This is a genomic window from uncultured Psychrobacter sp., assembly GCF_947500265.1.
In the GTDB taxonomy this organism is placed as follows: domain Bacteria; phylum Pseudomonadota; class Gammaproteobacteria; order Pseudomonadales; family Moraxellaceae; genus Psychrobacter.
In genome coordinates this window covers 125,461-149,775 of sequence record NZ_CANMRN010000007.1, presented here as the reverse complement: position 1 = coordinate 149,775, position 24,315 = coordinate 125,461, and the positions used below count along the sequence as shown (strand labels likewise).

The window sequence follows — 24,315 nt, the reverse complement described above, 5'->3', positions numbered from 1 at the left end:
ATTGATAGCACTCAATCAAAGCGATAGATATCCATACCCAGACTATGATGGGCCATACTTTGATGAACGACAGAAACGCGCTGACCAGTACCTAATGCAAAAAACAGCGGTAGCAAGTGCTCATCACTTGGATGAATGTCCTTGTAGTCTGGGTACTGCTGCCAATCGAGCGCCGTGGGAATATCTATTTTAAGCTGCTGTAACAACCACTGCTTAAAGGCTTTAGCTGCTTGATCGATGCTGTCAGCTTCCCAGCGCAATGCTTGTAAATTATGCGTAATGTTACCTGAGCCAATGACGAGGATTTGCTCATCACGCAGATGTGCCAATTGTGCGCCTAACTGATAGCAAGCGACACTGTCATAATGCTGCGGCAATGATATCTGTACGATAGGCACATCGGCTTCTGGGTACAGATGTCTGAGCGGCGCCCAAACGCCATGATCACAGGCACGTACTGGATTGACACTACAAGTGACACCACGTGCGGTCAGCTGCTGAGCAAGTGTCTCAGCCAGTGTTGGCTGACCTGTAGCAGGATACTGAATGTCGTAAAGTTCAGGCGAAAATCCTGAAAAATCATGCCACGTCTTTGGCTGTGGATTACTACTAATCTCTAGCTTTGCTGACTGCCAATGCGCTGACATAATGACAATGGCACGTGGCTTAGGTAGGTTTTGACCAATACGTGCCAATGCACTGGTCGTCGCAGACTGCTCAATCGCAAGCGTAGGCGCGCCATGCGAAATAAAGAGCGCTGGTAGCTTAGATGTATTCGTCGCTACATCAGACGTATTTTCCCATGCGGCAGCCGCTGTGATAGGCGTCTGCACACTATGATGATCATCACGTTGATGAGAGGACTTAGAGGCGTTGAGTGTCGCACGTTTTGGATATTTCATGTTGCATTTATTAGGGCGTGCGCCAGTTTTTCAATCTATTCTGCGACTGATGTTCTAAATCAAAAAAAATAGCTTAGTACTTTATTTAATTACCACGGTGATAAGGGTGGTTATTGTTGATACTCATTGCGCGATACAATTGTTCCATGAGTACGACGCGTACTAGCGGATGCGGCAATGTCAGTGCTGATAGTGATAATTTTGCATCGGCCTTTGCCAATACTTCTGGCGAGACGCCGTCTGCACCGCCGATGACCAATGCAATATCATCGCCTTGCTGCATGCCATCTGCGAGGTTATCAGCCAGTCCTTCGGTCGAAATCATCTTACCTTTGACATCTAGTACCCATAATTGCTCGCGGCTCGATGCATTATGAGCAGCTAATATAGCCTGACCTTCCTGCTCACGGTACTGCGCCAAATTGGCATCTGAAGGGTTTTTCGCCCGCTTGGCTGCCGCAATTTCGACAATTTCTGTGCTTAGCATTGGTTGAATGCGTTTGTAATATTCGTCAAAACCCGTCTGTACCCAGCTAGGCATTTTATTGCCAACGGTCAAAATCCTTACTTTCATAATGCTTACATCTCGATAATTGAATTCAAGCTTACTAGGGCGTGTTCTTAATATTTGTATCGTTCGTTGTTTATTGTCTGCAATTTACATCAGAGGGTTAATCGTCTCTGATACGTTGCTACTTGCGCCTTGATCATCGTCGCTCTTATCACTTTGGCTTGGCTTTGGAATGACAGTCAGCTTTGCATCAGACTCAAAGACAATAGCTTCGACATCATCAAAACTATTAATCCCTTCAGAACGCATGGCACATTCGATTTCTTGACGCGTCAAGCGCTCATCACGCATGGCATCTGGCAAAAACTGCCCTTGATAAAAAACGATACGCGGCTCTGATAAAATAAAGTTACTAAATTGCGGTGAAACAGACGCATATTTGGTCACCACAAATTGCAATAGGTACAATACTAAAATAGACGAAACCCCTTCAACAAAGGGAATGTCTTTGAGCAAAATTGTACTGGCTCCCAACGAGCCGATCATGACCGTAACGATCCAATCGAAGTTGTTGAGCTGTGACGTTGAGCGTTTGCCAGAGACTTTGGTAACTGTTACGATCAACACGTAAACCATAACAGTCGTCAAAACAATACGACCAAGCTTGTCTATGTTGTCAAAAAAGATCATGTCCATAATGTTCGCTCCTATTATAAAGGTAAAACAAGTCATCGCTAAAATACTACTTACTAGGGAGCGTCTTACTTTGTCTCATTTTTAGTACTATTCTTAAAATAATGACACGCCTTAAACTTAGCCTAACGGATTTTACACATTAGCAGGGGAAAACTTTGTAGCACCTTGTAGATAATGGTTTGTACTTACGTTGATTTGCGTATAGGGTCTAATAATCGATTGATAGACCATAGACTGATTCGTGCACTGACTAGAGTGAGAACGAGCATCAGCATTAGTGATGAAAGCAGGGGCAGTGGACGCTGCATCGCCATCTCAAACAGTACCTCACGGCTTATTGTGTCAAACAGCCAAAACCAGATGGCTGAAAAATAAATGACCGTCAGCATCCAGACAATCACAACCCCGCCAAACATCAACTTATTAATCTCATCTCGCGCTAATGCTCGCTTCTGATGTTTGATAAATTTACTGACAGCGATATAGGCCCCTACGATAATAGAAACCACCATGACCAATTGTGGATTGAGCGCAAGCTTGGTCTGTATCATCATAAATATGGTACTGGCAAGCGTGTATCCAATCGCAAAAAAACCGACATATCGAGCCAGTTTAGGCTGCACTTGTACAAGCGTCTGGGGTTTGTTGAGACTGGTTGTCTGGCGTGACATAAGCTAACCTTTATAAAGGTAAAAAATAGAGTATGGATAATACAACGTCTTAAAGCGTTAACAATCAACGCTGTGCTGTCCAGTCGAGCATGGCATCTAACACAGGTCTTGCTGCATAAGGATTTAATGCTTGCTCAGTATTGATTATGCCGACGACAACGTAATCCTGTCCTGATAGCCCTTTGACATAACCTGCCATTGAGGTGACGTTATTTAACGTGCCAGTTTTTATCCATGCGCGGCCAGTGGCTGTCGATTCAGGTAAGCGATCACTATGGGCGGCAATAGTGCCACTAACCCCAGCGACACCTAATGAGTCGACATAGGCTTCAAAATTTGGTCGACTATAAGCATAAGTCAGTAGCTCGCTTAGGTTAGCGGCAGTGATTGTACACTCACGGCAAAGTCCTGAGCCATTGGTCAAATGGGGCGGCGGCGTACTGAGATTAGTTTGCCACCATTGATTGATGGTTTGTAAGGCTGCAGGGTAATCTGTTGTAACAGGTTTGCCAAACTGATATAAGCTATCAGCCTTTTTGCCACTAGATTTATCAGCCGCTACTTTATTATCCATCTCATTACTAGCTTTGACTTCATTACTAGCTTTGACTTCATTACTAGCTTTGACTTCATTACTAGCTTTGACTTCATGACTGCTTGGACTAGTCGTCGCAGTTATGTTAGACGGTATTGATTGAGTCAGCCTTTCTTTATCATAAGCGCCTATAGATAGTGCGACTTGTTCAGCCATGACATTGTTTGAGAAGTGGTTAATATCATGAATCTGCTCGGTTAAATTCAACGACGGATAGCTGACCATAGGTAGAGGAGACATCGCGATAGCCGTAAGCCCGTGCGCTCGTTTCGTCGTCTTGGTCATATCGTAAGGGGTTTCTTGTGAGATGACCTGTCCACTCAAAGTATTCCCCAACGCTTGCCATTTGGCAGCGATGACGTGTGCCGCAAACTCTTTGGCATTGGGATACGCTACGTAAAAAACATGCTCACCGCAGCTCTCTGGCATACTGGTATTTAACACAAGCTGCGTGTTTTGCCACTGCGGCGCTAGGCTATAGCTTGCTTGCCCACAACTGGCTGCACGGGTATTGATTGTAGCAGGCAGCTGGTAGTTGGCTAACCGCGGCTTATAGGTCACGCTTGCTTGGCCGTTATCTTGAGGGTAAGTTTTGATACCAATGGTGCTAAAGTTAACCAAAAACCCATCGGGGCTGGCGTTATAAGGGCGTAGAGGCGAGTTATCAAAGGCGGCAGGATCTTTACTAACATTATTAAAAACCGTGCTGTCGATGATGATGTCACCATCGATATGACGAATACCGGATGCTTGCACTTTATACAGCAACTGTTTTAAGCGCTCGTGAGTCATTTTTGGGTCGCCACTACCTTGAATAATCAAGTCACCCTGTAGACGGTTGCCGATGACAATGCCTGTGTGATAAACCCGTGTATGCCACACAAAATCCGCTCCTAAAGTGTCCAAAGCGATAAAGCTAGGCACGAGTTTCATGGTGCTGGCAGGCGTACGAGGGATGTCGGACTGGTGATCCAGCAAAGGCGAAAATGAAATCTTTATAGAGGTTTTATTATTGCCCACAGTATCTTGGGCTTTGGCATTCTGATCAAGCGTATGCTGAGGTTCGTCAGGAATAACCGTTGGAATGCTCTCTACGCTCTGATAAGTATAAGGGTCATCGGTATAAGCGTGTGTTTTTTGCTCGTGCTTCTCAATGGTGCGCTGCTCTATGGTAACTAACGCGCTCTGATGGCTCGGGACGCTGCTAATTGTATCCATCGAGGTGTCTGTAGTTGGGTGCTCAGATACTATAGTAGATGCAGATTGGCTGTCAGATTCATCACTATTGATGACTTGAATAGGAGTAGGCAGACGGCTGGCAGTCTTGTCACCCACAGGTGTAATAACGATGCTGATATCCGCTTCTGTCAAGTCGGCACGTGCCAAGGCTCTTTGAATAGCTGCTGGTAACATGGCTTGTGCATGTATCGGTGCGACTATAACTGCTGCCAATAACGCTAACCTAGATAGACGTTTATTAGGCCAGTCTAGCGGTCGCAAATGACGACAAAGCGTGGTGATTTGGGTTGCAGCAGTAGAGTAATGACGGTGTTTAGAAGGGTATCGCATGAGCATCTTTCATCAGGTGGCAAAAACAGCCTATGGTAACATGAGTTGCTGTTTTCGCACACGATGTCAGCAGTACAATTTAGGACGTGTCCTCAATCTGAACAATAAAATTTAAATGGGCTAAAAATGGCCAAATCTTTGCCAGACTGCGTTAAGTAGCTGGCTGATATCCCGATATTATCTGTACTCCTTTGCTTGTTTGGCTGCCGTTTATCTCATTTTTATCACCATTTTCAAAATGAGGGCACGCCCTAGCGATAATGACGCCCTTATTTAGATAACTAACTCTAACTATAGATTGAACTGCGAGCATGACTTGCTGCTAACGCACATGCAAAAAAGCCATCGCCGTCATAACAGCATCGTTATAAGCATCATGCGCGCCCAGTTCAGGAATATTGTAATGGGCTAATATGCGATTCAGATGTTGGGCTTGTCCAGAAAGCCCTTGTGTGTGACCACTGATACGCCGACTGTACAAATGCCGCAAATCTATGGTTTCATTTGGTAGCGAGGTTCCCATATAGCGTTTAACCAAAGGGTTCAAAAAAGCCATGTCTAGCTGTATGCAGAATCCAACGATTGGTCGATTACCTATGAATGGTAGCAGCAGGGCTAACATGTCATCGTAACTCATGCCATGTTCAACGTCGGCGGTACGTAGGCCATGAATGACAATAGTGTCGCGGTCTGGCATCACAGGAGGTCTGCAAACCAAATGCATACCATTACCCGTGTCGATCGTATTGCCATTAATATGTATCGCTGCTACAGACAGCAGGTGATGCTTTTTGGGGTTCAGTCCTGTCATTTCGCAGTCAATCGCCACCCACTGCTCAGCCGAAGGTGTCGTAAACATTGAGGCAAGCTCTGGACGCTGCAATTGCGTCTTTTGCCAAGCGCAAGATAACTGCTGTAACCAGCTCATATTAGTCGTTCATCCATCTATATTGTTTTTGTGTTTATAAATTTTCTCTATCCATGGAGCCTCTGTATTAAAACTGCCACATTTATGCGATTTCTAATTGATAGTGTTGACGCAACTGATTTTTAAAGCTTTTGACCACGGCCAGACACTCTTTGAGTAGATCACGTTCAAGTGCGGTCAAAGTCGTTGGATCTACTTGCCGTGCATGCTTATCGTCGGTTGAGAGTGCCACGGACAAGCGCTGCGCCATAAAAAACTCTAAGGCTTCAAGCAGCGTATCGGCGCGCTCTTGGGTCATAGCATCAACCTGTACCAGAGCCTTTAAACGAGCCTTGGTACTAGGAACATCGAGCACATTGTTTTCTAATGCTAAGGTACGGATACCATGCACTAAGGGAAATATACCGCCTTTTTTTAGGTCAATATCGGATGATGCTGATTTGCCACCTAGTAAAGGTACAAACTTTTGCCACCATTGATTAACATCGCCAAACTGTAGCGCTGCCCGGGAAAATTGCCTGACAAACATAGGATCTGCCTGGCTATGAGCAAGCTTTAAATGCTGACGTACTTGAGTAAGCAGTGACTCATCGCCGCAGACGTATTCACCATCTAGTATCGCAGACAAGTAAATGCCATGCATCGGATTTGAATTTCTAAACCATAGGTTAATTTGTGCAGTGAATGGCTTGAGCGGTTGTCGCCACATAGGATTGGTCATCATGATATTGCCATCACACAGTGGGTAGCCAAGCGTCGCTAAATGGCTATTAAAAGTATCAGTGAACTGTGCTAGGTCGGGATGCGTATAGCCATCACGAATGATGAGCGCATTGTCCTGATCGGTACGCATGATTTGCTCACCACGCCCTTCTGAACCCATAACGATAAGGCAGGTATTGGCCATCACTTCATCAGGTACGATTAACTGCCATAGTTTGGTAAATACCTGCGCATTTAGCGTCTGTACCATACGACTGATATTGCCGATTTTGACACCATTGTGATGCTGTGCACGAATATAGCGACCGATTAGCTCAACAGCGGTATCTAGGCTCGCTAAGTCTTGTGCCTGTTCGATTTGAATACTAATCAGCTGCGAATGATGACCAATATGAGCGAGCATATCGCTTTGCCCAAGCACACCAACGACATCGCCACTCTTATCAATGACTGGCAGTCTATGAATACGATAGCGAGTCATGGTCAGCAGCGCATCGCCAATCTCATCACTGGCTTTGATCGTACGGAGATTAAAATTAGCATAGCGCTGGCAAGGAGTAGTGGCAGGATCTTGTTTATCACTTACAGCACGACAAATATCAGTATCGGTCAAAATCCCTAAGAGTAACCTTGTCTCATGTCGCGCTGTTTGTGAGCCATCTAAATCATCTAGTTGTAAGTCATCTAAGCCATCCAAACTATCTAAGCCATGTAGCGGTCTGACCAGTACATGTTTTAAACCAGCTTTTGTCATGATGCGGGCCGCTTCGTACAAGCTATCATTGGCATCGACAATATGGACTGGTAATAGATGAACATCTACCACTGGCTGCAGCATGATTTGCTGTACTTCTTGTTGGTTGGTATAGCTGGCAGGATCTAGCGTTTTATTATGACGTCGCTGGCGCAATGCTTTTAATCGCTCAGGCAGCTTGTCTGATAGCATTTGGCGTACCAGATGATTTTGCGCGCTGATTTTATCGATAGCGGTGCCAGCGACTTGGAGCAGTAACGTCTCTTCATTAGCTCGGAATTGATAAGGCTGTATAGGCGTACTTTCAGGCTCTAGTTGATTATCCTTGGCAAGTGATTCAGGCAGGCGGCGACTATCAAACCAATCATTATTGTTCAGGCCGTCAGCGTGATTACTACCGACATAGGACGCGACAAACTCACCATCTAATGATTGCTCGATTTGCCCTTTGATGACCACATACAGACATTGCAGCTCTTCTGCAGGCAAGCTCTCGTTTTTGGCAAGGTAGCGTATCTGGGTGTTTTTTCTAATGCTTTGACGCTCGGCTAAGCTCAATACATCAAAGGGCGGTTGGCTAAAATCAAGATGGGGCATGGCATCATCCTTGATGGCATATTTTCGGTAGAGACTTTACTATAGCATTAATAAAACAAAAAGCCTCCAATAACCCTATTTATATTGTGGTTATTGGAGGCTTTTTAATATTGTGACATTTGTTTTAGATACAGTAGATTTTTCTAATTAGCTTTAAGCACCTAATAATTTGCGGATACGACTGATTGCTTCTAGGCTCTCATCGGCACTCGCGACCAGAGCGATACGCACATAACCTTGTCCAGGATTATGACCATCAACTTCACGTGATAAATAGCGTCCTGCCAATGCATGAATATTGGCTTGCTCATACAGCGCTGTGACAAAGATTTCATCATCACCGCCGAACTGTTCAGGTACTTTGACCCAAAAGTAAAACCCAGCATCAGGCATACGTAACTCTAGCAACTCACCAAGCTCAGACATCCATAGGGCAAACTTTTCTTGATATAGCGCTCGATTATGAGCGACGTGTTTTTCGTCTTGCCACGCAGCGATAGAGGCGAGCTGATGAGGTATCGGCATCGCACAACCTTGGTAAGTACGATATTGCAAATAAGCCTGCAAAATTTTGGCATCACCAGCCACAAATCCAGAGCGCAAACCCGGTAAGTTTGAACGTTTAGATAAAGAGTGGAACACGATACAGTTTTTAAAATCACGGCGACCAAGGGCCGCACAGGCTTGAAGCAATCCAATCGGAGCTGTATCAAAATACAGTTCGCTATAACACTCGTCACTGGCAATAATAAAACCGTACTGATCTGATAGACGAATAAGGTATTCCCAATCATCCATCGTCATGACGGCGCCTGTTGGATTGTTTGGACTACAGACAAACAATAGCTGCGTACGTGTCCAAACGTCTTTTGGCACCGCGCGATAGTCACCTTTATAGCCATTATCTGATGCACAAGGGACAAAGTAAGGCGTTGCCTGTGCCAGTATCGCTGCGCCTTCATATATCTGATAAAACGGGTTGGGCATGACGACTGTAGGCAATGTGTTAGACGCTAGAGAATTGCTCTCTGTGTCAGCTACATCATGATCAACGACCGCTTGTACGAAGCTAAAAATCGCTTCTCGTGTGCCCATTACTGGTAATACTTGAGTATTGGCATCGACGTGATTAAGAAAAAACCGCTTCTCTAACCAGTGGGCGATAGTTTGACGTAGCTCAAACATACCGTTTGTGGTTGGATAACGACTTATTTTGTCCAAGTTTTCGCGTAGGACGTCCAGCACAAATGCAGGGGGCTCATGTTTTGGCTCACCAATACCGAGCTTTATTTCACTGTAACCGTTGGCAGGCTTGCGATCGGCAAGCAATGTTGCCATCTTTGCGAATGGATAAGGATGTAGATGCTTTAAGTTGTGATTCATAAGTGTGATAACTATAATAGACAATTAATAATAAAGTTATAAAGAAAATTTACATTAGAGCAGTGTAGCACTTCTCTAATTTTTTGTCCTTTTCTTCTTATATCGTGAATAGGCATTTACCAAGCGTAAGCTATTCATTATATGACTACCAAATAGGTAGTCGCTCAAAAGTCTTTTGAAAATTTCATAATTTATAACCTATAACAATATAAAAAATGACTACATCACAAACGTAGTAGATCGTTTTAAGGATAGTTTGATATGTCTAGTGTGCTAAATAATGATGATCTCATCGCTAAGGATATCAATAATGAAAAACTTGATAACAATTTACAGCGCTCTAGCCTGTATAAACTGCTCAAAGAGCGTGAACAGAGCTGGTGGCAAGCGCGCCAGCAACTGATCGAACGTCAAGAAAAGAAAATGTTTTGGTATGGTGAAAACAGCCTCATTATGTGGCTGTTGTGGCAATTGGTCGGCTACGTGGTAGTGGCAATGGCCTTGATGCTGCTCAATAATATATTTGGTATCTCATTACCGCTATGGCAATACGTCTCTTTGTTTGTAATACAGACCATATTTTTTGTCAGCGCACTTGCTGCTAAAGGCCAGTTGGAAAACAAACTGCAGCGCAAAATAGACAACGACGAGCTGATGCGCGAAGAGGCGCTCAATGAAATGATTATTTTGGCAGAGGATAGCCTGTATCCTGATGTACATGCCAAATCGCCTATCTCTTTAGAAGCGTTAGATGATTATCTAGATGGACAGTTTCACCTAGCAAGCTTGCAGTGTTTGCTACAAAAAGAAGTCGATGCTGGACGATTAATCATGGAGCAGCAGCCACCTGAAGTAGGTGTTTTGCCACCAGAGCTTGCTGACGATGAATTGAACGAACATGCCAGCGAGATAACCTATAGAAGTACGTTATAAAACGTACTTCTATGATGACTATCAGACTACTTTTGCTAGTTAATATTCAAAATAATGGCTAACCAAAACTATCTAGCCGTATCAAAAATATATTACGCTATTATGCTCTTTCTGAACGGTAAGACTGGCTAACAGAGCTGCCTTTAATGCTTCCAGTCTATCAGGTGAGAGTGGCTTATCGTTTTGATCACTGATATAAAACATATCCTCAGCACGCTCACCTAGAGTAGTAATACGCGCAGCATGTACTTCGATTTGCTCTTGCAAAAACACTTGCCCAACTCGCGCCAGTAGCCCTGGCTGATCAAGCGTTTCTAAGCTCAAGATGTGCTGATCTGATGCTTCATTGAATTCGAAGTTAATCACCGTTTTTACTTCAAAGTGTTTCAACTGACGCGGCATACGCTTGTTCGTCAGCTTAAGTACAGTAGGGTCTTTGAACGAGTCAATTAAGCGTTGTTTTAGCTCTTGTTGGCTCTCCTCATCAACCAACAATGTGCCACTAGGATCTAGCAATACATAAGAATCCAAAGCAAAATCACGGGTCGCTGTAATAATACGTGCATCTAAAACATCAAGATTCATCTGATCAAATACTGCCATGGTAACGGCAAATAGGTTCATCTGATCTTGGGTATAGACAAAGACCTGCACCGCATCAAGTGCTAATTCGCGATGCTCACGCAAAACGACCAACGGCGGACTGTCAGCATTAGATGCCAATCCAATCGGTGGGTGATTCAAAATAGCTTCAGTATGCCATAAGATATCTTCTGCAATCTCTCGCAAGAAATACTCATCGCCCAAGTCATCCCACAGACGCAATACTTCATCGCGGTTCATATGTTGGTTATTGACATTATCTAGCATCGTCAACGCTTGCTTGCGTGTAGCACTAATCATATCTTGACGATTGGTAGGCGCGTCGATATCAGCGCGCAAGATGCGGCGAGTTTGTGAGTATAGCTGTTTCATGAGGGTTGCCCGCCAGCTGTTCCATAGCTGTGGGTTGGTCGCATTCATATCAGCCACCGTCAGTACATACAGATGGTTCAGATGAGTCACGTTACCGATGAGATCAGAGAAAATAGTCACCACTTCAGGGTCTGAGATATCTTTTTTCTGTGCAGTAATCGACATAAGAAGGTGATAGCGCGTGAGCCAGCCTACTAAATTTGCATCAGCCAAGCTCATACCATGCGATAAGCAAAACTCAATCGATTCTGTTTGACCAAGCTCACTATGGTCACCGCCACGGCCTTTAGCAATATCATGGAACATGGCTGCCAGTACCAAAATCTCTTTACGTTCGATACGCTGAAAGATAGAGCTGACCAGTGGAAACTCTTCGTGAAAGGTTGGATCTGTAAATCGATGCAAGATTCTAATCAAAAACAAGGTATGCGCATCTACTGTATAACGATGGAACAAGTCATATTGCATGAGGCCAGTAACTTGCGCAAAAGCAGGAATATAGTTACCCAATACCCCGTAACGATTCATGGTACGTAGACGATGGAATAGGTAGTTTTGTTCTTTTAGATTCGATAAAAACAACGCTTTGTGAGTAGGATTGTCTCTATATATTTGATCGATGCCGCGTGCGGCAATTTTAAGTGCGCGCAAAGTATGGGTGCGAACTTTATCGATGCCATGCTGACCCATCAATAAAAACATCTCTAAGATAGAGTCAGGGTGCTGTGCAAAAACTCGATGATGCGCAATGGCAATCTGGTTACCAATACGGTTGAATCGCGCATTTATGGGCTGTTTTTTTGGACGTTCATCGTCAGGCAGCTGCGGCTCTATGATCGTTTCATAATAATGATTGGTCAGCATCTCAGACAGCGTTGATATCTGCATCGCACAGCGATAGTAGTCGCGCATAAACCGTTCGACCGCAGCGTTAGGCTGGTCGTCAGGTTGGGTCTCGTAGCCCATTAACTGAGCAATCTCGCGCTGATAATCGAATAACAACTTGTTTTCATTACGGCCCGTCAGTACATGTAAGTAATGACGAATTTGCCATAAATACCCTTCGGCAAAGCTCAACTCATCAAATTCTTTTTCAGTCAAAAAGTTCTGTTGCACTAAATCATATAGCTTGCTCACGCGAAAATAACGCTTAGTGACCCAGCCGATGATATGAATATCACGTAGCCCACCCGGTGCTGTTTTGATATTGGGTTCAAGGTTGTACTCGGTGGCATTGTGCTGCAAATAACGCGCTTTAGATTCTTCCATTTTTACATCAAAAAATGCGCGTGGAGACCACTGTTTATTGACGATTTGAGCGGGCATGTCTTGCAATGCTTCGTTACCGATTAGGAGTCGAGCCTCTAGCTGAGCACTAGCAATCGTATGGTCAAGCGCAGCCTCTAGCGCATCATTGACACTACGTACAGAGAGTGCGGGCTCTAGTCCTATATCCCATAGTAGAGCAACCAGTTTGTCGATTTTACTACTGGCATCAGCACCTATTTCACCAGGAGACAGGAGTAAAATATCGATGTCTGAATAGAGCGATAGCTCACCGCGCCCGTAACCACCAGTCGCAAAAAACGCCAAATCAGTCTTATCTAACTCAAACCATTTGAACAACGCAATCAATAGGCTATCGATAGCGCAAGCACGTGCTGCAACCAGTTGGCGAATGTTAGTGCCACGTTCTAGTGAGCGGCTGATATCGTCGTTGATCTGGGCCAACCATTCAGGAATGCCAAGTAGATTCTTGTCTGTCACATTTTTGGCTGACAGTGGGGATGAGTCTGTCGCCACCTCACTTGGTAGTATCGGTAAAGGCGTCAAATCAACAGAGGCGATATCACAATTAAACATGAGTGTTATCCAGTTAAGAGTTTAGAAATAGAACGTTCGAGCTGAGCGCTATTGGGCATCTAATGTGCTGATGGCTAATAAAAGTCACGAATAGCAATTATCAATAAAAGTGCTGATAAATATATCAATAGAAGTTATCAGGTCATCTGAGTATAAAGACAAAGCGCCTATAAGCACAATACTCAATATGCCCTAATTAAAGACCAAAAAAAAGACCGCCTAAGCGATCTTTGATTGTACTACTGCGTCAAAAAACTTAAATCTTCTTCGGGGCGAGTAGTAAATACCTCACAACCATTATCTGTTACGACCATGGTGTGCTCCCATTGAGCAGACAATTTACGGTCTTTAGTAATCGCCGTCCACTCATCAGGCAAAATCTTAGTTTGCCACGTACCTTGGTTAATCATAGGTTCGATGGTAAACGTCATACCTGTTTTTAACTCAAAGCCAGTGCCTTTTTTGCCATAGTGCATGACTTGTGGCTCATGGTGGAATTCATCACTGATACCATGACCACAGAACTCGCGAACGATACTAAAGCGCTCAGGCTCGACAACGGCTTGAATAGCAGCGCCGACATCACCAAGACGAGCACCGTTCTTGACCACGCTCATACCCGCATAAAGGGCATCTTGTGCCACTTTGCAAATACGCTGTGCCATGATAGAGCCGTTGCCGACGATCCACATTTTTGAAGTATCACCATAGTAACCATCTTTGATAACAGTCACATCTATGTTGATAATATCACCATCTTTCAGCAGCTTGCTTTCAGTTGGGATACCGTGACAAACAACATGGTTGACTGAGGTACAGATAGATTTTGGAAAACCATTATAGTTAAGTGGGGCAGGGATAGCCTGCTGCACATTAACAATATAGTCATGGGCAATCTGATTGAGCGCTTCGGTACTGACGCCCACTTTGACATGCTCGTCGAGCATGACAAGCACATCACTAGCGAGTTTACCGGCCACACGCATTTTTTCTATGGCTTCTGGAGACTGGATAAGGGATTTTTTAGTCATCATCGTATATCTTATAATTATGGGTTCATTGTGGATAGATTATACCATAAACGTACTAGTGACACTTTTACGTTAAGTGATAGTGTACCTATCATTATCATTGATAATAATTGCTTTACAGCATGGTGAGGGCTTATATGACTCATTAGTCAGACCAATATATTCATATATTGACAAATTAGTTGAATGTTGCAAGATATATAAGTAATGTAATTTTGCCTGCTAACGGAATTAGCAGCACTTTTTACTGTAGTTGTGCAGTAAAAATAACCAAATCAATGATAACAAGGATGTTGTTATGACGCTTTCTTTGTACATTCGTGCAGCTCTCACACCAAAGACATTTTTACCAATACTGGGTTCAATTAGTGCTGGTGTGCTTCTAATGACCATACAAACCACTTCTGCTCAAGCTGCAGGACAATACTATAATTGTGCCAATGCTAACGGTTGCAAGTTGGTGGACAGTAAATACTTCACTTCTAGTTACACTAAAACTCAATATCCAGTCGTCTTAGCACACGGGCTTGGCGGCTTCACGACGTTATTTGGAGTCATTGATTATTTTAATGGGATTCCAGAAGACTTGATGAAAGGTGGCTCAGAGGTATATACCACCAAAACGTCAGCGGTCAATAACAGCGAAGTTCGAGGTGAGCAACTGCTACAACAGGTCAAGACCATTGCCGCGATTTCAGGTGAGTCTAAAGTTAATTTGTTTGGACACAGTCAGGGCGGTATAGATATCCGTTATGTCGCTGGCGTCGCGCCAAAGTACGTGGCTTCAGTAACTGCGGTATCAAGCCCAGAGCAAGGATCAAAAACCGCTGATTTTGTTAAAAATGTCCTTGAGCCAAATAATACTTCTGGACAGCCATCTAATGTCACCACCCAGCTAGTATCAGGTGTGTTTAATCTGATTGGTGGCTTTACAGATATTGGGTCAGGTATCAGTTTCAATCAAATTCAACAACAAGATGGTTGGCAAGCGCTCGTGGCTCTATCGACCGATGGTGCTGCTAAGTTCAATGCCAAATTTCCTGCAGCAATGCCCAAAAACTATTGTGGTCAACCGACTAGTACTGCGGTCAATGGCATCAAGTATTATTCGTTTAGCGGCGTTGGGCAAATAACGAGCGCACTTGATCCTAGCGATTATCTATTGGCCGCAACGGGCGTACCGTTTGCAGGTGAGTCGAATGATGGATTGGTATCTGCTTGCTCAAGTCGTCTTGGCTATGTGGTTCGTGATAATTATAGAATGAACCATTTAGATTCCGCTGATCAAGTCTTGGGTCTGACGGCATGGGGAGAGTCTGAGCCAAAATCTATCTATCGTACTCAGGTAAACCGTCTGAAAAACGCCAACCTATAAGCTGAACTACAAAATAAGAATATTCATTGATTGAGAAATATCGTTTATGTCAAATAGCCGCCGTCCAGCCTATGTCACAATTGCTATCATCGCCGTGGTTATCATTGCCACAGCGGCGGTTATTTTGTGGTTCAAGCCTAGTAACGATGTAAATTCAGCTTCAATCAAACCGTCCGTCTCCGATAATGAGACTAACGAGTCAGTGACAACTGAGCTGGCTGCGGGACAAGTCGTAAAAGCGACAACGCCACCCAGCCAGTCTCAATTTGTTACAGGATTAGAAAATTTACCACGCTCATTAAAGGGTACCCAGATTGATGGTGAAATTATCATCGATGAAAATAAACAGTTGGTCGTCACTGAAGGTCTGCGGCGTTTGTTTGATTATTTTTTATCTGCCCTAGGTGAGGAAGAAGAAGCGACTATATTTGCCCGTGTGGAGAGTTATATTCGCCATCACACACCAGAGCCTGCCGCTAGCCAAGCGGTCACTATTTTTAATCAATATGTTGCTTATCTTAAAGCACTTCCTGAGATAGAGAAGCGCTACGGTAATCTGCAATTACAGGCGACCAAAAGTGGTGAGCTGGACTTGAACGCAGTTGCCCAACAAAAACAAGATATCGCGAATTTACGTCAGCAGTACTTTGACAAGCCAACCATCACAGCATTTTTTGGTGCAGAGGATAACTACGATAACTATAGTATAGAGATGGTCAGAATTGACCAAAATAAGCAGATGTCTGACGCACAGAAACAAGCTGCCCGTCAGGACTATATTAGTCGATTGCCAGAGAATGCTACTAAAGCCAATATCATGCAACAAGCCAATATTAGCGAATTGATGACTCGAACTGAACAGATGAAAGCTCGCGGTGCAACGCCCGAGGAATTATATAATATGCGCCGAGAGCTGGTAGGCGCACCAGTAGCAGAAAGACTGGCACAAGTAGATCAAGAAGACGCTAATTTTGACCAACGCTTCACCCAGTATGAAACTCAAAAGAATCGCTTATTAAGCCAAGGTGTCGATGCCGCCCAAGCGCAAATTCAAATAAATCAGCTTGAACAGCAACTATTTAATGACACTGAGCGTAAGCGTTTGGATGGTTATGCGGCATTGCAACGACAGCAAGCTGTCAATAATCCCTAATTACCGTCAATAGTTATCGTCACTAGCTATCGTCAATAACCATCAATAACCATCGTTGATACGGATAGATAAAGTAAGCAAGATTATAGTTAGCAGCTCATTTAGGTACTGGCAAGAGCAAGTAGTCAGATATTTGCAAAGTAGTACAAAATGCATTCCGAATAACTACCCAGTTTATGATGACACCTCCCTGTGAGTCATGCACAATATTGCCATTGTTTAGAGCATTAAATAAAACAATAAATGAATAATAATAAATCTGAGCTTTTACTATGTTTATCAGAGCTTACCGCTTGTCTATTAGAGCTGATGGCTTATGTAGATAGGGTGTCTAGTAAAGGTATCGGATGTAATAAAGCGAGGAGTTGATATGAAGAACATGACTAAAGTAATGATGGTCGCGACATTGGCAGTTGGTACACTTGCTGCGGGTTGTCAGACGACGAATTTGCCTGCGCCAGTTAACCAACCAATCACTGCAGATGTCTTACAAGCACACAACTGGCAGCTCGTTGATGCCAAACGCAGCAATGGTGATAAAGTGACTCAGCTATTTTTTGACCCAGCCAAGCCGTTAACGTTAAATTTTATGAATGATAACGGTAGGGATTACGTGGCATTTATGAATACCTGTAATAGCATGGGCGCTGGATATAGTGTCGCAAATGGTGAAGTAGAGATTAAAAACGGCATCAGTACTATGATGGCATGCCCTGAACCGCAAGCCAGCTTTGATACTGCTGCATTAGCCACTGTAAAAGGTAAGTATAGCCTTAGTAAGAATGCCAACAATGTGCCTATTTTGACCATTAAAAATGATGATCAAGTCGCTTATTTTAAAGCCGTTACAAAATAGCTTAATGATTGAGTAAATAGTTTGACTGGTTAGTGAGTTTAAACAATTGAAATTATTTGTCCAAAACTACTCATTTAAAACTACTCATTTAAAATTGCTCATTTAAAGCTACTCTTCTTGAAACGCAAAATGCCTCGCTATCAAGTGGGGCATTTTTTTATCCAAAGTTTGACTCAGTTTAGGCTACACTAGAGCAATAACCCTATAATACCTTTGATATCGTAAGATACTAGCTATGGCGTTGAGTCGGCAACAGTGACGATAGTTTTTTAATTATTCACAATACTTTTATCATTAGGATCTATTGGATACCACGCTATGTTTGAAACCATAAAAGTCATTACTACGATAGCTATAGTTACCGTCCTCACTGGCTGTCAGACATTACCTAATAGCTCAATAAAAAAGCCAATCAGTACAGTTGAGACCAGTCCGCTGACTGCACGTATGCCAGTGATTGATCGCCAAGGATATATTGCCTATGTAGAAGAGCAAGGCATAGGTACGGCAAAAGTATCGTCACTTTATAGTATCCGTCCTGACGGTAGCGATCGTCAGCTCATCGATCAGCTTAATGGCTATATCTATGCGCCAGCATGGTCGGCAGACGGACAACTGCTTGCCTATAGCAAACAAGCCCCGCGTGAGCATCCCAAAATTTATATTTATGATCGTAGTAGCAATACGCGCAACCTAGTGGTGAATGCTAAAGGCAGCAATATGTCAGCGTCATTTTCACCCGATGGTCAAGATTTGCTTTATAGCTCTACTGTCGGTGGTAATGCTGATATCTATAAGATGCGTCTGAGTGATGGCAATACCCATCAGTTAACGACCCTGCCGAGTACAGAGGTACAGCCCAGTTATGCTGCTGATGGCAAGAGCTTTGTCTATACCAGTGATAAAGTCCGTGCTGGACGACCGCGAATTTATCGTTATGACTTCGCTACGGGTAATGCGACACCTGTATCAACAAATGGGTATGTGGCCAGTCCTCAACTTAGCTTAGATGGTCAGCGTATGGCCTACTTAAATGGTCGCAAAGCGGCTGTCATGACCTTGACGACTGGGCAAGTGGTCAAATTGGCAGAAACAGGGCTTGATGAGCCTGCACGTCTATCTCCCTCTGGCAATTATGCCATCTATCCAACTCGCCGTTTGAATGTGGGCGGGCAAGCAGCAGGACAATCTAGTGGTAGTCTAGTTATCCATTCGCTGTCAGGCAATACCAGCTATGCCATTAGCGGAAAAAATGGTGGAGTCGTGCGCTCACCGATATGGGGTCGCTAATGTATTAAACGCATATTGAAATTCTAATATTTAATTCAAAAATAAGATAAATCTGAGGATAAAAAAGTATGGCGCACAAAAAAAAGAACGTCCGCAAAAAACTCTGCCCTGTCTGCGAGCGCGAGTTTAGCTGGACTAAGAAGCTTGATAAAAACTGGGAGAGCATGGTCTATTGCTCAGACCAATGCCGCCGTGTTAAAAAGTACGAAGGGCTAGATCATCAAAAGTAAGATGTCACCACAACACAAATAGCTAGAAGTGGATGGGAGCAAATAATGGCACATAAAAAAGTAAATCTACCGCAAAAAACCTGCCCCGTCTGCCAGCGCCCATTTACGTGGCGTAAGAAGTGGGAAAAGGACTGGGAGCAGGTGATTTATTGTTCTGAAAAGTGTCGGCGGAGCAAGGATAAAAACCATACAATAGATTAAAGTAATATGGCAATAAATTACGTTAGTAATTAGATATATCAAGTTTTAATAAAAGGGGTATACGATTATTCATCGTATACCCTTAGCCAATAATAGTTTAAATATCCCTATTAAAACCTACCTAGCATCTCTCTTAGCAAAAATATTCGCAACCAGCGCCCCACTAAAGTTATGCCATACACTAAATATCGCACTCGGTAAGGCAGCGACAGGATTGAAATAAGTCGCGGCAAGGGCAGCGCCCAGACCAGAGTTTTGCATGCCCACTTCCACCATAATGGCGCGGCGCTGTCTCTCCGTAAATCCAGACAATCGAGCGATTACATATCCCAAGGTATAACCCGTCATATTATGTAAGGCAACCACGATAAAGACGATAGCACCACTATCTAAGATAGTCGCTTTAGACATGGCAACCACCGCCGCTATAATGATGGAAATGCCGAATACCGACACCATCGGCAATACCTCAGTGACGAACTCTATCTTTTTACCCAAAAACTTATGAAAAATAACACCGAGTAAGATAGGTAAGATGACAATTTTGGTAATGGTCATCATCATACTGGCTAGGTCGATATCAATCAGCTGCCCCGCAAAAACACTGAGCAGAATAGGGGTCAGAAAAGGTGCAAGCAGGGTAGAGATAGAGGTAATCGCCACACTCAATGCGACATCACCTTTGGCTAAGAACGTAATCACGTTACTCGACGTGCCGCCAGGACAACAACCAACCAAAATAACACCGACTGCTATTAAAGGATCGAGGTTGAAAATGACCGTTAATAGGTAAGCAATGAGTGGCATGAGCGTGAACTGTGCCAATAGGCCAACCAGTACAGGTTTAGGACGTTTGACAATCTCTAGGAAATCTTCCGTTTTGAGCGTCATGCCCATCCCAAACATAATGATGCCAAGTATAGGAACGATCAAAAAAGCCAACGAAGCAAAAAATTCAGGAAAAATAAATCCCAAAACAGCACTGACCAATGCCCAAATTGCAAAAGTTTTGCCAATCCAACTAGAAAGTAATGCAATCTGATTCATAGCCTGTCTCACAAAGATAATAATAATAGAATAGACAATAATCTAGCATGGTTGTTGTCAGTAAATGATGAAAGTATTTTGCTATGAACGTAGCGATAAGTTTGCTGAGGGTAAGCAAAATGAAATGCCATAAAAAATGGCTTACTTATATTAAATAAGTAAGCCAAAAAAGAACTATCAGGTTTCTATAACTTGATTAGCCAATCGACTACAAGTTCGGATTTAACCACTTCTCAGCCGTTTTCATATCCCAACCTTTACGCTCAGCATAACTCTCTAACTGATCACGGCTAATTTTTCCGACATTGAAGTACTCACTATCAGGATGCGAGTAATAGAATCCGCTGACCGATGACGCAGGCCACATCGCATAGCTTTCGGTCAAGGTCGTACCGATCGCATCTACTGTACCAAGCCAGTCAAACAATTTGCCTTTTTCCGTATGCTCAGGACAGGCAGGGTAGCCAGGTGCAGGGCGGATACCGACGTATTTTTCTTTAATCATCTCATCATTGGTAAGTGATTCAGTCGGCTGATAGCCCCAATACTCTTTACGAATGAGCTCATGTAGATGCTCGGCGAATGCTTCGGCTAAGCGGTCAGACAGTGCTTGTACCATGATGGCATTATAGTCATCGCCTGCTGCTTTATATTGCTCAGCAAGTGCTTCTGTACCGACGATTGAGACGGTAAAGCCGCCCAAGTGATCGGTATGCGTCTCTGATGGCGAGATGAAGTCTGCCAAGCTAAAGTTCGGCTTGCCACTGGCTTTGTCGCTTTGCTGACGTAAGTGCTCAAACTGATAGGTCGGTTTGCCGCCATCAGCAGGCGCATTGTCATAGACCGTGACCGTATCGGCACCAGTACGGCGCGCTGGCATGAGTTTAAACACACCTTTCGCAACGAGTGATTTCTCATCGATCATCTTTTGCATCAGCTCATTGGCATTTTCAAACAGATCACGTGCCGCTTCGCCAACCACATCGTCTTGCAATATTTTCGGATACTTACCGACCAGTCCCCAAGAGATAAAGAACGGCGTCCAATCGATATATGGCAGTAGGTTGGTGATAGGGTAATCATCCAATATCACTTGGCCTAACTTATTAGGCACTGGTGGCACATAGTTTTCCCAATCGTACTGAAAGCCAATCTTGACCGATTCAGCATAGGTGACTTTGGCGGCTTTTGGTTGACGCTTAGCCAGACGCTCACGCACCTTAACATATTCCTCGCGGGTTTCATCGATGAGCGCTTGACGGTGTTCTTTTGATAGTAATTTGGTCACCACGCCGACTGACCGCGACGCATCCGATACATAGATGATGCCATCATTTTGATATTGCGGCTCGACCTTGACGGCAGTATGCGCTTTCGACGTCGTTGCACCGCCGATCATCAATGGTAATGTCATGCCGCGCTCTTGCATTTGCTTGGCGACATAGACCATCTCATCGAGACTTGGGGTAATCAGACCAGACAGACCAATGATATCGACTTTTTCTGCGATGGCAGTATCGAGGATTTTTTCACATGGCACCATCACGCCCAGATCGACAATGTCATAGCCGTTACAACCAAGCACCACGCCGACGATGTTTTTGCCGATATCATGCACGTCGCCTTTGACGGTTGCCATTAGGATTTTACCTTTGACCTCGCCTTCGACTTTTTCCGCTTCGATATACGGGTTTAACCACGCGACAGATTGCTTCATTACACGAGCAGATTTTACGACTTGTGGTAGGAACATCTTACCTGCACCGAATAGGTCACCGACGATATTCATACCGTCCATGAGTGGCCCTTCGATGACTTCTAGCGGTTTAGGATACTTCTCCCATGCTTCTTTGGTATCCGCTTCGATAAAGGTCGTCACGCCTTTGACCAGTGCGTGGGCGATACGTTCTTCTACTGTACCTTCGCGCCAGCTCATATCGACGGTACTGTCTTTTTTCTTGCCGCCATCTTGGTAGTTTTCAGCGACGGTCATTAGACGTTCAGTCGCATCTTGACCAGTTTCACCTTGATTGCGGTTGAGCATGACGTCTTCGATAGCATCACGGGCTTCCTTTGGAATATCATCGTACAGCTCAAGCATGGCTGGGTTAACGATACCCATGGTCAGGCCGTTTTTGATCGCGTGGTATAAGAATACGGAGTTGATCGCTTCACGGATTGGGTTACCACGGAAACTAAACGACACGTTGGATACGCCGCCCGAGACCATCGCGTTCGGTAGATTTTCCGTAATCCAACGTGTGGCATTGATGAAATCAGCACCGTAGTTATTATGCTCGGTGATACCTGTGGCGACGGCAAAGATATTTGGGTCAAAGATAATGTCTTCTGATGGGAAGCCCACTTCGTTAACCAGTACGTCATAGCTGCGTTTAGATATTTCAATTTTGCGCTTGTAAGTGTCAGCCTGTCCGTCTTCATCGAATGCCATAACGATAATCGCAGCACCATAACGCATGCATAATTTGGCACGTTCAACGAACTCAGCATGACCTTCTTTTAATGAGATAGAGTTGACGACAGATTTGCCCTGCGTACGTTTAAGACCTTCTTCGATAATGTCCCATTTAGATGAGTCGATCATCAGTGGCACACGGCTGATATCTGGTTCGCCTGAAACCAAGTTGACGAAGTGAATCATCGCCTGCTTGGAGTCGAGCATGCCTTCGTCCATATTGATATCGACGATCTGCGCACCGCCTTCGACCTGATCACGCGCGACATCGAGTGCTTCGGTATAGGCTTCGGTTTTAATCAAACGGAGGAATTTTTTAGAGCCTGTGACGTTGGTACGCTCACCGACATTGACAAACAAGCTATCAGAATTGATGGTAAATGGTTCAAGACCTGATAGTCGGCAGGCAGGGGCTATCTCAGGAATAACACGCGGTGGATAGTTAGCCACGACTTTAGCGATTTGACGGATATGCTCAGGTGTCGTACCACAGCAGCCGCCGACGATATTTAAGATACCCGCTTTGGCAAAACCTTCGAGTAGGGCAGCCGTTTCTTCAGCGGTTTCATCATACTCACCAAACTCATTGGGTAGACCAGCGTTAGGATGCGCAGAGACATAAGTATCAGCGATGTTTGACAATGTCTGAATATGTGGGCGCAGCGCATCAGCACCTAGCGCACAGTTAAAGCCAACAGATAAAGGCTTGGCATGGCGGATAGAGTTATAAAACGCCTCAGCCGTTTGACCCGATAGCGTGCGACCTGACGCATCGGTAATCGTACCCGAAATCATAATTGGCAACTCAAAGCCAATATCGTCGAACACACCAGTGATGGCAAATATCGCCGCTTTGGCATTTAGCGTATCAAAGATTGTCTCAATCAAAATGATATCGACGCCGCCTTCTATCAGGCATAAGGTCGCTTCACGGTAGTTGAGTACCAATTCATCAAAGGTAATATTACGAAACGCAGGATCATTGACATCAGGCGATAGCGAGCACGTACGTGAAGTCGGACCCACAACACCTGCAACGAAGCGCGGTTTCTCAGGCGTTTTTGCGGTAAATTCATCCGCCGCTGCTCTAGCAATCTTGGCCGCTGTCCTATTTAGTTCTGGCACTAGGTACTGCATGTCATAGTCAGCCATCGACAGACGCGTACCGTTAAAGGTATTGGTCTCGATGATATCAGCGCCCGCCAGCAGATGATCGTGATGAATGTCTTTGATCATGTGCGGCTGAGTCAGTACCAGTAGGTCGTTGTTGCCGCGTACATCTTGGTCAATATCAGCAAAACGCTCACCACGATAATCCGCTTCTTCTAGCTTATAGGTCTGAATCTGCGTACCCATGGCACCGTCTAACATCAAAATGCGTGATGCCATCTGCTCAGTGATACGGGCACGGGCGGTTAGCTGCTGCTCTTTAAACGGAAATACAGCAGGTGGCGTTAATATAAAGTCATTAGTGGATGAGGAACTAGAGGCGGTATCGGTATGAGAATCGGTTGGTGAGGTCGTCGTTGGAATCATAGGTGTGCTGCTTATATCGT

Annotated in this window: 19 protein-coding genes; 7 read left to right on the top strand and 12 right to left on the bottom strand. The window is 44.3% G+C overall.

What is annotated here, in order from left to right; all coding sequences use genetic code 11:
- Positions 1 to 11: 11 nt before the first annotated feature.
- The 8 genes from Q0788_RS11125 to dapC all read right to left on the bottom strand — a co-directional run bounded on the left by Q0788_RS11125 (position 12) and on the right by dapC (position 9,329).
- Entirely contained in the window at positions 12 to 902 is an 891-nt protein-coding gene (locus Q0788_RS11125; RefSeq protein ID WP_298810582.1) for a class III extradiol ring-cleavage dioxygenase, read from the bottom strand.
- An 85-nt stretch (positions 903 to 987) separates the two neighbouring features.
- Complete coding sequence (gene rlmH, locus Q0788_RS11120; protein WP_298810579.1) at positions 988 to 1,476, bottom strand: 23S rRNA (pseudouridine(1915)-N(3))-methyltransferase RlmH; 489 nt, start codon at positions 1,474 to 1,476, stop codon at positions 988 to 990.
- Positions 1,477 to 1,560: 84 nt separating this feature from the next.
- Positions 1,561 to 2,109 carry a DUF421 domain-containing protein gene (locus tag Q0788_RS11115; RefSeq protein ID WP_298810576.1) on the bottom strand — a complete coding sequence of 183 codons (549 nt, stop codon included), beginning with the start codon at positions 2,107 to 2,109 and terminating at the stop codon, positions 1,561 to 1,563.
- Between the two features lie 185 nt (positions 2,110 to 2,294).
- Complete coding sequence (locus Q0788_RS11110) at positions 2,295 to 2,780, bottom strand: ABZJ_00895 family protein (RefSeq protein ID WP_057758504.1); 486 nt, start codon at positions 2,778 to 2,780, stop codon at positions 2,295 to 2,297.
- 64 nt (positions 2,781 to 2,844) lie between these two features.
- Positions 2,845 to 4,944, bottom strand: coding sequence for a D-alanyl-D-alanine carboxypeptidase (locus tag Q0788_RS11105; protein WP_298810572.1), 2,100 nt, complete (start codon positions 4,942 to 4,944; stop codon positions 2,845 to 2,847).
- A 322-nt stretch (positions 4,945 to 5,266) separates the two neighbouring features.
- Entirely contained in the window at positions 5,267 to 5,872 is a 606-nt protein-coding gene (locus Q0788_RS11100) for a 3'-5' exonuclease (RefSeq protein ID WP_298810569.1), read from the bottom strand.
- 82 nt (positions 5,873 to 5,954) lie between these two features.
- Positions 5,955 to 7,946, bottom strand: a complete 1,992-nt coding sequence (locus Q0788_RS11095) for a DUF294 nucleotidyltransferase-like domain-containing protein (RefSeq protein WP_298810566.1) — start codon at positions 7,944 to 7,946, stop codon at positions 5,955 to 5,957.
- A gap of 153 nt (positions 7,947 to 8,099) precedes the next feature.
- Positions 8,100 to 9,329, bottom strand: coding sequence for a succinyldiaminopimelate transaminase (dapC, locus tag Q0788_RS11090; protein WP_298810563.1), 1,230 nt, complete (start codon positions 9,327 to 9,329; stop codon positions 8,100 to 8,102).
- Between the two features lie 261 nt (positions 9,330 to 9,590).
- Here dapC and Q0788_RS11085 point away from each other — a divergent pair, with 261 nt between their 5' ends.
- Positions 9,591 to 10,262, top strand: a complete 672-nt coding sequence (locus Q0788_RS11085; RefSeq protein ID WP_298810560.1) for a hypothetical protein — start codon at positions 9,591 to 9,593, stop codon at positions 10,260 to 10,262.
- A gap of 81 nt (positions 10,263 to 10,343) precedes the next feature.
- On the opposite strand, the gene glnD is transcribed toward Q0788_RS11085, so the two are convergent.
- Together glnD and map are read right to left on the bottom strand one after the other, a co-directional pair.
- Positions 10,344 to 13,100, bottom strand: a complete 2,757-nt coding sequence (glnD, locus tag Q0788_RS11080; RefSeq protein ID WP_298810557.1) for a [protein-PII] uridylyltransferase — start codon at positions 13,098 to 13,100, stop codon at positions 10,344 to 10,346.
- A 239-nt stretch (positions 13,101 to 13,339) separates the two neighbouring features.
- Positions 13,340 to 14,134, bottom strand: a complete 795-nt coding sequence (gene map, locus Q0788_RS11075) for a type I methionyl aminopeptidase (RefSeq protein ID WP_101204961.1) — start codon at positions 14,132 to 14,134, stop codon at positions 13,340 to 13,342.
- A 295-nt stretch (positions 14,135 to 14,429) separates the two neighbouring features.
- On the opposite strand from map, the gene Q0788_RS11070 reads away from it, so the two are divergent.
- From Q0788_RS11070 to Q0788_RS11045, 6 genes are all read left to right on the top strand, one after another.
- The gene (locus tag Q0788_RS11070) at positions 14,430 to 15,506 is read left to right on the top strand and encodes a triacylglycerol lipase (RefSeq protein WP_298810554.1); all 1,077 of its coding nucleotides are present in this window, start codon (positions 14,430 to 14,432) and stop codon (positions 15,504 to 15,506) included.
- 46 nt (positions 15,507 to 15,552) lie between these two features.
- The gene (locus tag Q0788_RS11065) at positions 15,553 to 16,659 is read left to right on the top strand and encodes a lipase secretion chaperone (RefSeq protein WP_298810551.1); all 1,107 of its coding nucleotides are present in this window, start codon (positions 15,553 to 15,555) and stop codon (positions 16,657 to 16,659) included.
- Positions 16,660 to 17,029: 370 nt separating this feature from the next.
- Complete coding sequence (locus tag Q0788_RS11060; RefSeq protein WP_298810548.1) at positions 17,030 to 17,515, top strand: META domain-containing protein; 486 nt, start codon at positions 17,030 to 17,032, stop codon at positions 17,513 to 17,515.
- Between the two features lie 318 nt (positions 17,516 to 17,833).
- On the top strand, positions 17,834 to 18,805 hold the full coding sequence (locus Q0788_RS11055; protein ID WP_298810545.1) for a Xaa-Pro aminopeptidase: 972 nt from the start codon (positions 17,834 to 17,836) through the stop codon (positions 18,803 to 18,805).
- A gap of 68 nt (positions 18,806 to 18,873) precedes the next feature.
- Positions 18,874 to 19,035 carry a DUF2256 domain-containing protein gene (locus Q0788_RS11050; RefSeq protein ID WP_082624551.1) on the top strand — a complete coding sequence of 54 codons (162 nt, stop codon included), beginning with the start codon at positions 18,874 to 18,876 and terminating at the stop codon, positions 19,033 to 19,035.
- A 45-nt stretch (positions 19,036 to 19,080) separates the two neighbouring features.
- Entirely contained in the window at positions 19,081 to 19,236 is a 156-nt protein-coding gene (locus Q0788_RS11045; protein WP_298810542.1) for a DUF2256 domain-containing protein, read from the top strand.
- A 117-nt stretch (positions 19,237 to 19,353) separates the two neighbouring features.
- On the opposite strand, the gene Q0788_RS11040 is transcribed toward Q0788_RS11045, so the two are convergent.
- Together Q0788_RS11040 and metH are read right to left on the bottom strand one after the other, a co-directional pair.
- Complete coding sequence (locus Q0788_RS11040; RefSeq protein ID WP_298810539.1) at positions 19,354 to 20,283, bottom strand: bile acid:sodium symporter family protein; 930 nt, start codon at positions 20,281 to 20,283, stop codon at positions 19,354 to 19,356.
- A 208-nt stretch (positions 20,284 to 20,491) separates the two neighbouring features.
- Positions 20,492 to 24,295, bottom strand: coding sequence for a methionine synthase (gene metH / locus Q0788_RS11035; RefSeq protein WP_298810537.1), 3,804 nt, complete (start codon positions 24,293 to 24,295; stop codon positions 20,492 to 20,494).
- Positions 24,296 to 24,315 lie beyond the last annotated feature (20 nt).